Source organism: Litorivivens sp. (assembly GCF_041625495.1).
In the GTDB taxonomy this organism is placed as follows: Bacteria; Pseudomonadota; Gammaproteobacteria; order Pseudomonadales; family Spongiibacteraceae; genus Litorivivens.
Map to the genome: position 1 here is coordinate 1 of NZ_JBFJTH010000137.1, position 10,411 is coordinate 10,411.

Below are 10,411 nucleotides of genomic sequence, written 5' to 3' on the forward strand. Positions count from 1 at the left end.
GAAAATCACTTCCAGGGTGCCCGGAATCACGTTAGTTGCGCCAGTCCCAGCCTGGATGTTCGAAATCTGGAAGCTGGTGGCGGGAAAATGGTCGTTGCCCTGATCCCATTCTGTGGCCGCCAGTTCGGCCAGTGCGGGTGCGGCCAAATGAACCGGGTTCTTCGCCAGATGGGGATAAGCCACGTGACCCTGAATACCGCGCACGGTCATTTTGCAGCCCAGCGAACCGCGGCGGCCATTTTTGATGATATCGCCAACGCGGTCAGTGGAGGACGGCTCTCCCACCAGACAGTAATCGATTTTTTCGCCGCGTTGCTGCAGCCATTCCACCACCTTTACCGTGCCGTTGACTGCAGGGCCTTCTTCATCGCTGGTAATGAGAAAAGCGATGCGGCCGTTGTGTTCAGGGTTGGCTGCTACAAAGTCCTCACAGGCGGTGACCATGGCAGCCAGGCTGCCTTTCATATCAGCGGCGCCGCGCCCATAAACGTAGTCGTCTTTAATGATGGGGGCAAAAGGGGGATGCTGCCACTGTGCAGCCGGGCCGGTGGGTACCACATCGGTGTGCCCTGCAAAGCAAAACAGCGGCCCGCTGTCGCCACGTACTGCCCAGAAGTTTTTGACCTCGCCAAAGTCAACCGATTCGCAATGGAATCCGATTGCGCGCAGGCGCTCCATCATCAGTGCCTGACAACCAGCGTCTTCCGGTGTGACCGACTCGCGGCGGATCAGTTCAAGGGTCAATGCAAGCGTGGGGGACAGGTCTGACGAAGTGGACATGGGGCTACCTTACTGTGAATTGCCGGCATTTTATCAGACTATGCGGGCTAACCGCTGACTCTAGTGACATTAGCGCTCAAGCCCGCGCGGAATTTGACAAGAATCGTCATGGTTACAGGGCTGGTGCTTGGCTACCATGGCTTTCTTTTCAACTCAGGCAACTGACGAGGACCCCATGAGCATCGATTTCGACGTGGCTAGCGCCGCCGCACACTACGATTTTGCCGATCAGGATATTCCCCAGCTGCTGCGCCATTGGGCAACCCATAAGCCGGAACACCCTTTTTTCGTGTGGGAGCCGGTATCGGGAAACGATAAAACCTGGACCTACAAACAGTTTGATGAAGATACCTCGGCGCTTGCCGCTGGGCTACATGCGAAAGGAGTGGCCAAAGGCGATAAGGTGTTGATACACGCTGAGAACTGTCCGGAAATGGTGCTAGCCTGGTATGCCTGCGCCAAGCTCGGTGCAGTGGCCGTAACCACGAATACGCGCAGCGTGGGCGGCGAAATAGAGTATTTTGCCAGCCATACGGGGGCTGTGGCAGCGATCACCCAGCCCAAATTTGTTGAACAGATTCGCGACAACGCCAAAGGTGTGAAGTGGATTGCTGTGACTGCCGACAATGCAGGTGAAGCACCGGAGCCCGGTACTGACAGCCACGGTCTGGAATCCTTTGACGCACTGTTTGGACGAGCCCAAGATCTGCCGGCGCGGCCAGCCGAACCGATGTTGCCTGCCGGTATCATGTTTACTTCCGGCACCACGTCGCTGCCCAAAGCCGTGGTCCATACCCACGCTAATGCCTTGTGGGCAGGCCGCACGGGGCCGCTTAACCTGAATATGACGGGCGACGATACCTATCTGGCTTACCTGCCATTTTTCCATGTAAATGCCCAGAGCTGGGCGTTCTGGAGTACCTTGGGTTGTGGTGGGACGGTAGTACTTCAACCGAAATTTTCGTCCAGCCGATTCTGGGAGGTAGTGAACAAGCACAAAGTCACTCACGTTTCTCTGATTCCCTTTGTGTTCAAGGCGATTGCGGCGCAACCGGTTCCGGAGCACACCATCAAGGTGGGTGCGTTGGGTATTATCTGGAACGAAATTAAAGGATGGCTGAATATGGATATTCTCGCCTGCTGGGGTATGACGGAAACGGTCATTCACGCCACCCGGTCCGATTTCAATCAGGTTTGGCCGCAGGGTTCCATTGGCAAGCCTACGCCGGGCTATCGTTTTGCGGTGGTGAACCCGGATACGGGAAAGCTTTGTGAAAAAGACGAAATTGGCGAGCTGTGGGTACATGGCACCCGTGGTGTACAACTCTTCCTTGAGTACTACAACAATCCCGAAGCCAACGCCAAGGCCTTTACCGATAATGGCTGGTTCAAAACCGGTGACATGGTCAAAGTGGGCGACGAAGGTCATTTCTATTTTTGTGATCGCGACAAGGATGCGCTCAAGGTTGGCGGTGAAAATGTGTCGGCTCGTCAGGTTGAAGAAACCTGCATGCAGGTGGGCGGCATCGGCGAAATTGCGGTCGTCGCCAAGGCCCACGATATGCTAGACATGGTGCCAGTAGCTTTCGTGATCAAGGGGATGGGCGCGCCGGAAGACAATGAAGCCTTCGCAGCGCAGATAATCGATCACTGCAAGACCAACCTGGCGGATTTCAAAGTGCCGCGCGCGGTGTACTTTGTCGACGAATTTCCGCGTGCCACATTGGACAAAGTTGCTAAGAACAAACTGAGGGAGATGGCCGACGCAATGCCTGCTGTTTGATCAAGCGTGTTTGATCGAATTGGCATCTAATTGGAGCCCTTGTCGGTGGGTTTTGCTACCGGCAAGGGCCTTCACATCATATTCATTTTCTCGTCGCATTATTGTCATCGCGAAATTCTACGATTGTGCCACTCACACACAGAGGAGCTCTCGTATGTTTGATCGTGCAATGGCCATTCGTCATCAGGAAACCGCGCACGAGCAGTTGCGCCGCGAAATTGAACAACAGGTCGATGCCTTTCTCGCGCAAGGTGGGCAGATAGACCGCTTGTCTTCACCGAACTATCAACCCAATCGCGTGGTGAAAGTGGGCAGCCTACACGTACTTGATTGATCATCGTCGCCCAACCCCGACACTGTTTCACTACAGCAACGTTCCTCACGCCCTTCAACGTTGCTGTCCTCACGCGTCCTCGAATCACTAACACCCTGTTGATGCTGGATAAAATCCAGTCTGATGTTGGTGATGCCAATCCCTTTAGCGCTTACTGACCGACCATATTTCCAGCCGGTTTTTCGCCCTGTGGCGTAATGGCGACAATTTCCCTGTGAGTTATCTCACAAGCCTTTGCCATTGAAGGTTACAGCGGGAGGCACAGTGAGTGAGGGCAGATTTACTGAACCGCCAAATTGCTCGGCTATGAACAGCATGCCAGAAACGGCAGCCCCCCCTTTATTGACTGGTCAAAAGAGGGGGCAAGCGATCAATTGTGCGCGTGCAGCGCCTCGTTCAGTTCGATCGCAGATTTATTGGTCAGTGCTTCAATGGCGCCAGTTTTGGAATTGCGGCGGAACAGCAGATCCGATTGACCGGCCAGATCACGGGCTTTAACACTTTTAACAGCTTGCCCCTTGTCGTCCAGCATGGTCACGACGGAACCGGCGGTGACATACAGACCAGCTTCGATTGTGCAGCGGTCTCCCAGAGGGATGCCCACGCCCGCGTTGGCGCCTATCAGGCATTCTTTGCCAACCGAAATGATCACGTTATTGCCGCCTGACAGCGTACCCATGGTGGAGGCGCCACCGCCGAGGTCTGAACCGCTGCCCAGAACCACGCCTGCAGAGATACGGCCTTCGACCATGCCCGGGCCTTCGGTGCCGGCATTAAAGTTGACGAAACCTTCGTGCATGATGGTGGTGCCTTCACCGAGGTAGGCGCCGAGGCGAACGCGGGCAGTGTGAGCGACACGGACACCGGCGGGCACCACATAATTGGCCATTTTCGGAAACTTATCGACCGACATGACTTCCAGTAACTCACCCTTCAGACGCGCCTCGAGCTGCTTGTCATTCAGTTCGTCGATAGCTACAGCGCCCTGGTTGGTCCAGGCAACATTGGGCAGTACGCCAAACATGCCGTCCAGCTTGAGAGTATGAGGTTTGGCGAGTCGATGCGACAGCAGGTGCAGTTTCAGGTAAACCTCTGGCACAGAACTCGGCGCTTCGTCGGTGCTAAGGATAGTGGCCACCAACGGTTGCGTGCTGTTGGACAGCTTCGCACACAAGGCAGAAAGCTCGTCGTCTACTCCTTTTAGGGTTTCCGACAGGGCAATCATGCGCGCAGGATCGAGACTGATGGCATGGTTGCCGCCGCTGAAAGCCAGCGCGTCGACAAGTACGCCGGTGACTTCTGCAGAAGGAGTAAGCAGCGGCTTAGGGTAGAAAACTTCCAGCCATTCGCCTTTGCTGTTGTGTGTGCCGACGCCAATGCCAACACTGAAAAGAGAGGATGTCATAGGTCTACCTGTTTAGTTTGCGGTTAACTGTTGATAATCCTTGTCGGCAAAGCCGACATGAACGGTGTTCCCGTTGACCAGCACCGGGCGCTTGATCAGGGTGGGGTGCTGGGCCAGCAGCGCGACGATGTCAGGCTTGTCACTGGCGCTGCGCTCGGCTTCACTGAGTTGTTTCCAGGATGTACTGCGTTTATTCAGCAGTTTGTCGCCGACTACGTCGTACCAGCTTTCCAGTTCACTTTTGCTGACCGGGGCGTCCCGATAGTCGGTGAAGCTGTGCTCAACGCCTTGCTGCTCCAGCCATTTGCGGGCCTTTCGTACGGTGTCGCAGTTTTTGATGCCGTAAAGTTTGATCATGGGGTCGAAGATTGCTTTTTTGGGGGGCGAAGAATAGCAGATTGGGCCGGCGAGTTCACGGTGCTGGCAGCAGTGGAGGGACTGCCGAAGCGGCTGGAAATCAGGCCTTCTGCGTAATCACCGGGTTTTTGCGTTTCGGGTAGCAGGTTGTACAGATCTCGCACACCAGGCCGTGGCAGCCCCGAGCAGGGCAGTATTCCCGGCCGTAATAAATAATCTGCAGATGTAATGCGTTCCAGCTTTCTCTCGGAAAGAGTTTTTTCAGATCACGTTCGGTTTGAACCACGCTCTTTCCGGATGTCAGTCCCCAGCGCTGTGCCAACCGGTGAATGTGGGTGTCGACAGGGAATGCGGGCACGCCAAACGCTTGGGACATAACAACGCTGGCGGTTTTATGGCCAACGCCCGGTAGTTCTTCCAGTGCCTCGAGATTGTCCGGCACGTCGCCATTGTATTTTGCTACCAGAATTTCGGATAGCCGCTGGATGGCTTTGGACTTCTGTGGCGACAGACCACAGGGGCGAATAATGGCGCGAATGTCGTCGACAGATTGTTGCGCCATATCGAAAGGGTTGTCTGCCAGTGCAAACAGTGCAGGGGTTACCTGATTGACCCGCTCATCGGTGCACTGGGCCGACAGTAACACTGCCACCAGCAGCGTATAGGGATCAGTGTGATCGAGGGGAATCGGCGGCTCAGGGTAGAGTTCCTGCAGCCGCTGAAGAATATAGGCAGCGCGTTCTTTTTTCAGCATAGTGTGGGAGGGTCAACTTAAAGCGATTCAATAAAGCGGCGGATGCGGTGGGCGGCTTCTGTGCATTCTTCGGGCTCCGCGACCAGCGCCATGCGCACCCGGTTCTTACCGGGATTATTGCCGTTGACCTCGCGGCTGAGAAAACTGCCGGGCAGCACAGTGACATGCTGTTGCTGGTAAAGGCCACGGGCGAACGCCTGATCATCAAGCGGTGTTTCAGGCCAAAGATAAAATGCGCCGTCAGGTTGTTCGAATCTCAGCACTGGTGCCAAGATGTCGCTGACAGCCTTGAATTTGTTGCGATAAAGCCGGCGGTTTTCCACCACATGGGTTTCGTCATTCCAGGCTTGAATACTGGCAATCTGGTGTTGCACTGGCATCGCACAGCCGTGGTAGGTGCGGTATTGCAAAAAGGCGGCGAGGATGTCGGCATCGCCCGCGACAAAACCCGATCGAAGTCCGGGCAGGTTCGACCGTTTCGACAGTGAGTGGAAAACGACACAGCGCTGATAGTCATGACGACCCATTGCGGCAGCGGCTTGCAGCAGTCCGGCAGGCGGGTTGCTTTCATCCGGGTAGATTTCGGAGTAACACTCATCGCTCGCAATCACAAAATCGTGTTCATCGGCTAGCCCGATCAATGCTTGTAATTGTTCGATACTGAGCGTGGCCCCGGTCGGGTTGCCGGGGGTGCACAGGTACAGCAGTTGGCAGCGCCGCCACTGTTCCTCGGTAACCTGAGTGAAATCAGGTAGAAACTGGGTGTTCTCGCCACAAGGCAGAAACAGGGGCTCTGCGCCTGCCAGATACGCGGCACCTTCATAAATCTGGTAGAAGGGGTTGGGGCTGATCACCAGTGGCTGGCCGCGACGGTCAATAACTGCCTGGGCGAAAGCAAAGAGGGCTTCGCGCGTGCCATTGACTGGTAGCACCTGTTTTTCGGCATCAAGCCCCTCAAGCGCGAAACGGCGTGTTGCCCAGTGGGCAATGCTCTGGCGTAGCTCGGGCAGACCTTTGGTGTTGGGGTAATTCGCTAGGCGAGACAGTTCCTGAGCCAGGCGATCTACCACAAATGCTGGTGATGCGTGCTTGGGTTCGCCGATTGACAGCGCGATATGTGGCTTGTCAGGTGTTTCTACACCGCTGAAAAGCTCGCGCAGTTTCTCAAAGGGGTAGGGTTGCAGTCTTTGCAGTTCGGGATTCATGAAAAACGTGGTTCCGCTGAGGCTTGTTCATCCAGCTCTTTGCAGATGGCGCGCTGGATCTTTTCACAGAGCTCCGGATCTTTGATCGGTTTCTGTTTTTTGTTGGTGATGAAAAAAACGTCTTCAACTCGCTCACCGAGGGTGGCAATTTTGGCGTTCTGCAGTTTGATATCGTAGTCGTAGAAAATTCGCCCAATGCGTGCCAGCAGGCCGGGGCGGTCGGGCGTGATAACTTCCAGCACCGAACACCCTTTGTTGATGTCAGTGGCCATCGTGGTGCGGGTAGGGGTCGAGAAGAGGCGCATCTGCCGGGGAGTGCGCTTGCTCATAAATTCAGGGAAGCGATCGGGTTGCTCAATCTGTTGACGCAGCCCATCGACGATAGCTTGGCAGCGCTCTTCGTCGTCGCTGATGGGTTTACCGTCAGCGTCAAGTACATAGAAAGTATCGAGAGAGTAGCCGGAAGTGGAACTGTAGATTCGGGCGTCGACAATGTTGAGGTCAAGCTGTTCCATGGTACTGGCTACCACGGCAAACAGATTGTCGTGCTCTAGCGTGTGAACGAAAATCTGGGTAGCGCCTTCAAGGTCAACGTTGCTGCTTTTCTTGACCAGGATCAGTGGCTTGCTCATATCGTGGTGGCGGGCAATGGCGCGCGTGTGCCAAACCACATCGTCTGAGCGCTCGCGCAGAAAGTAGTCTTCGCCGCGATCTTTCCAGATGGCTTGTACTTCTTCTTCCTCAAAGCCGTGGTCTTCGAGCCGTTTGAGGGCTTCGCGCTGAGTGTCGACAATCCAATCCTGCTTATCGATCACGTTTTCCAGACCGCGCCGCAAGGCGCGTTTGGTTTCGGCGTAGAGTTGGCGCAGTAGTGACGCACGCCATGAGTTCCACAATGTGGGGTTGGTGGCATTGATATCGGCCACCGTCAGTGCATAGAGATAATCCAGGCGTACCTGGTCGCCAACTTCCAAAGAAAAGTCGCGGATCACTTCCGGATCCGATATGTCCTTGCGTTGGGCGGTGGCGGACATGAACAGATGCTTTTCTACCAGCCAGCACACCAGGTTGGTGTCGCGATTGGACAGTCCGTGGTTTTCGCAGAAGTTACGTGCGTCCACGGCGCCAAGTGACGAGTGATCACCACCCCGACCCTTGGCAATATCGTGATAGAGCCCCGCCAGGTACAGCAGCTCCGGTTTATCCATGCGCCGCACAATGCGCGAGGCGACCGGAAATTTTTCTTCATTATCAGGGTAGGTAAAGCGACGCAGGTTCTTAACCAGTTCCATGGTGTGGGCATCTACCGAGTAGATGTGGAACAGGTCGTGTTGCATCTGGCCGATAATCTGGCCGAATTCGGGCAGGTATTTACCGAGGATGCCAAAACGCATCATGCGGCGCAGGGTGAGTGCTACCTTGGTGCGCGAACGCAGTATTTCCATGAAAAAGCGGCGTACCCGTGGGTCGGCGCGAAATTTGTCGTCGACCAGGTCGCGATGGTCGCGAATCAGCCGGATGGTGGCCGCGCGAACGCCATCGATCGCATCGTTTTGCGCCATCAAGACAAAAATTTCCATCAGCGCCGATGGTGTTTTTTTGAAGACATTCTTGTTGGTTACTTCGATGTGACCATTGCGCACTCGAAAACGCGGGTTCAGCTCGAGAATGGTTTCGGCTTCGCAGGCCCGAAGGATGGCTTCGTCGAAGTGCTGGATCATCAGGTCGTTCAATTCACCCAGCGCCAGTGCCCAGCGGTAGTAACGCTGCATGAACTGTTCGACCGCGAGCCGGGCGTCGTCGTCTTCGTAGCCGAACATCCGTGCCATTGTGCGTTGGTGGTCAAAGAGCAGGCGGTCTTCCTCGCGGCCACTGAGTACGTGCAAGGCATAGCGAATCTGCCACAGGAAATCCTGGCCGCGGCGCAGCAGTGACAGGTCTTCTTCTCGCAGGAAGCCCAGTGGTAGCAATTCGGCGAGGGAGTCGACGCCATAGTGGCGCTTGGCAATCCAGCCAATCATCTGGATATCGCGCAGGCCACCGAGGCAGCTTTTAACATTGGGTTCGAGGTTGTATTCGGAGTTGGCAAATTTGCGGTGGCGGGCTATCTGCTCGTCCCACTTGGCGCGGAAGAAATCACGGCTTGACCAGATTTTGTCAGGGGCAGTCTGTGTCAGCAATTGCGCTAACAAAGCGCTGTTACCGGCCAGTGTGCGCGATTCCATGATGTTAGTGGCAACGGTGATATCTTCGCTGGCAGTTCGTACGCACTGGCGGATACTGCGGACACTGTGGCCGATATCCAGATTCAGATCCCACAACAGGGCAATAAAGGATTCCAGTGAATCCCGGTAATCTTCGCTGTTGCTGTTTTCCAGCAGGATCAGCAGGTCTACATCTGAATAGGGGTGCAGTTCACCTCGGCCGTAACCGCCTACGGCGATCAGCGCGATATCTTCATTCCAGGGGTAAAGCGACCAGGCGGCCCGCAATACTTCGTCAACGGCGTTAGCCCGACCTTTTACGATGTCGCGGATATTGTCTTTGGCCTCAAAACGCTTATCCAATTGTTCGCGGTGGTTCTGTAGGTAGTTGCGAAATAGTGCAATGCGATCTTTGGGTTCGCCAAGGGCCTGTGCTTCGGTGGCAAGTGTGCTCAAGACCAGTTTCTCCGAAATTCGGTTTCGTCGCTGCGTGCGGTAAGCACCTCGACTCCGTCGGCGGTGACCGCCATGGTGTGTTCCCACTGGGCGGAAGGGCGGCGGTCTTTGGTGGTTACGGTCCAGCCATCTTTCATATTGAGTTTGGTGTGCTTCTTGCCTGCGTTGATCATGGGCTCGATAGTAAAGGTCATGCCTTCTTTGAGTACCAGATCATTGCGGGCAGTGTAGCCATTGCCGTAGTGCAGTACCTGCGGGTCTTCGTGGAAGCCGCGGCCAATACCGTGACCGCAGTATTCCTCTACCACTGAATAGTGATTGGCGTGAGCGTGTTTGGCGATGATCGTACCAATATCGCTCAGGCGTGCGCCCGGCTTGACCAGGCGAATGGCCTGGTAGAGGCATTCCTGAGCCACTCGGCACAGGCGCTGGGCGTGTTCGGGGACCTCACCCACGTAGTACATGCGGTTGGTATCACCGTGCCAGCCATCCTTTATGACAGTGACGTCGATATTGAGAATGTCACCATTTTTCAGTGGTTTATTGTTTGGAATGCCATGGCAGATCACCTCGTTGGGCGAGGTGCATATGGATTTTGGAAAGCCGTTGTAATTCAGCGGCGCAGGAATGGCATCCTGAACGTCCACAATATAATTGTGGCAGATTGTGTTCAGTTCGTCGGTGGTCACGCCGGGTTTGATGTATTCCTCTATCATTTCGAGGACATCGGCTGCGAGACGCCCGGCGATCCGCATTTTCTGGACTTCTTCAGGGGTTTTGATGCTGACATTCATAGACTGGCGCTGGATTCCCTTGTCTGCCCTGCATAAACCGCAGGCTCAAAGGGGGGCCATTGTAAACCAAGGGCGGCGAACAGGCGATGTTTCACAGGGTATCTGCAGCGGCTTTTTGCTTTAGTTTGGTCGGTAGTTGTGGTATAAAACGCGCCCCCGACGGGGACACCGCTTTTAAAGGGTGCATTTGTCGGGGAATTAACCTTAACGCCGCCCGTGTCTCGGCACATGATCCCGGGTGCTCGCCAGCCACTTCGTGTGAAGTGAAGGCTGCCGGGTTGGGTCATGGGAGATGCGCAAGCAAGAACCCGTAAAAGGAAAATCTGATGTCACATGTAA

General features: G+C 55.2%; 9 protein-coding genes. 2 read left to right on the forward strand and 7 right to left on the reverse strand.

The window, feature by feature from the left end; all coding sequences use genetic code 11:
- On the reverse strand, nt 1-762 hold a 762-nt coding region (gene dapE, locus ABYP39_RS14225; RefSeq protein WP_372783169.1), incomplete at its 3' end, for a succinyl-diaminopimelate desuccinylase.
- 193 nt (nt 763-955) lie between these two features.
- On the opposite strand from dapE, the gene ABYP39_RS14230 reads away from it, so the two are divergent.
- Both ABYP39_RS14230 and ABYP39_RS14235 read left to right on the forward strand, forming a co-directional pair.
- The gene (locus ABYP39_RS14230; RefSeq protein WP_372783163.1) at nt 956-2,563 is read left to right on the forward strand and encodes a class I adenylate-forming enzyme family protein; all 1,608 of its coding nucleotides are present in this window, start codon (nt 956-958) and stop codon (nt 2,561-2,563) included.
- A gap of 154 nt (nt 2,564-2,717) precedes the next feature.
- Nucleotides 2,718-2,897 carry a hypothetical protein gene (locus ABYP39_RS14235; RefSeq protein WP_372747448.1) on the forward strand — a complete coding sequence of 60 codons (180 nt, stop codon included), beginning with the start codon at nt 2,718-2,720 and terminating at the stop codon, nt 2,895-2,897.
- 370 nt (nt 2,898-3,267) lie between these two features.
- Here ABYP39_RS14235 and dapD read toward each other — a convergent pair whose 3' ends face one another.
- The 6 genes from dapD to map all read right to left on the reverse strand — a co-directional run bounded on the left by dapD (nt 3,268) and on the right by map (nt 10,072).
- Entirely contained in the window at nt 3,268-4,302 is a 1,035-nt protein-coding gene (gene dapD / locus ABYP39_RS14240) for a 2,3,4,5-tetrahydropyridine-2,6-dicarboxylate N-succinyltransferase (RefSeq protein ID WP_372747449.1), read from the reverse strand.
- Between the two features lie 12 nt (nt 4,303-4,314).
- On the reverse strand, nt 4,315-4,659 hold the full coding sequence (locus ABYP39_RS14245; RefSeq protein WP_372783165.1) for an arsenate reductase: 345 nt from the start codon (nt 4,657-4,659) through the stop codon (nt 4,315-4,317).
- A gap of 100 nt (nt 4,660-4,759) precedes the next feature.
- Nucleotides 4,760-5,413, reverse strand: coding sequence for an endonuclease III (gene nth / locus ABYP39_RS14250; protein ID WP_372747451.1), 654 nt, complete (start codon nt 5,411-5,413; stop codon nt 4,760-4,762).
- 17 nt (nt 5,414-5,430) lie between these two features.
- The gene (gene dapC / locus ABYP39_RS14255; RefSeq protein WP_372747452.1) at nt 5,431-6,618 is read right to left on the reverse strand and encodes a succinyldiaminopimelate transaminase; all 1,188 of its coding nucleotides are present in this window, start codon (nt 6,616-6,618) and stop codon (nt 5,431-5,433) included.
- Entirely contained in the window at nt 6,615-9,278 is a 2,664-nt protein-coding gene (locus tag ABYP39_RS14260; RefSeq protein ID WP_372783167.1) for a [protein-PII] uridylyltransferase, read from the reverse strand. Before ABYP39_RS14260 ends, dapC begins: the two co-directional genes overlap by 4 nt.
- The gene (gene map, locus ABYP39_RS14265) at nt 9,275-10,072 is read right to left on the reverse strand and encodes a type I methionyl aminopeptidase (RefSeq protein WP_372747454.1); all 798 of its coding nucleotides are present in this window, start codon (nt 10,070-10,072) and stop codon (nt 9,275-9,277) included. Before map ends, ABYP39_RS14260 begins: the two co-directional genes overlap by 4 nt.
- Nucleotides 10,073-10,411 lie beyond the last annotated feature (339 nt).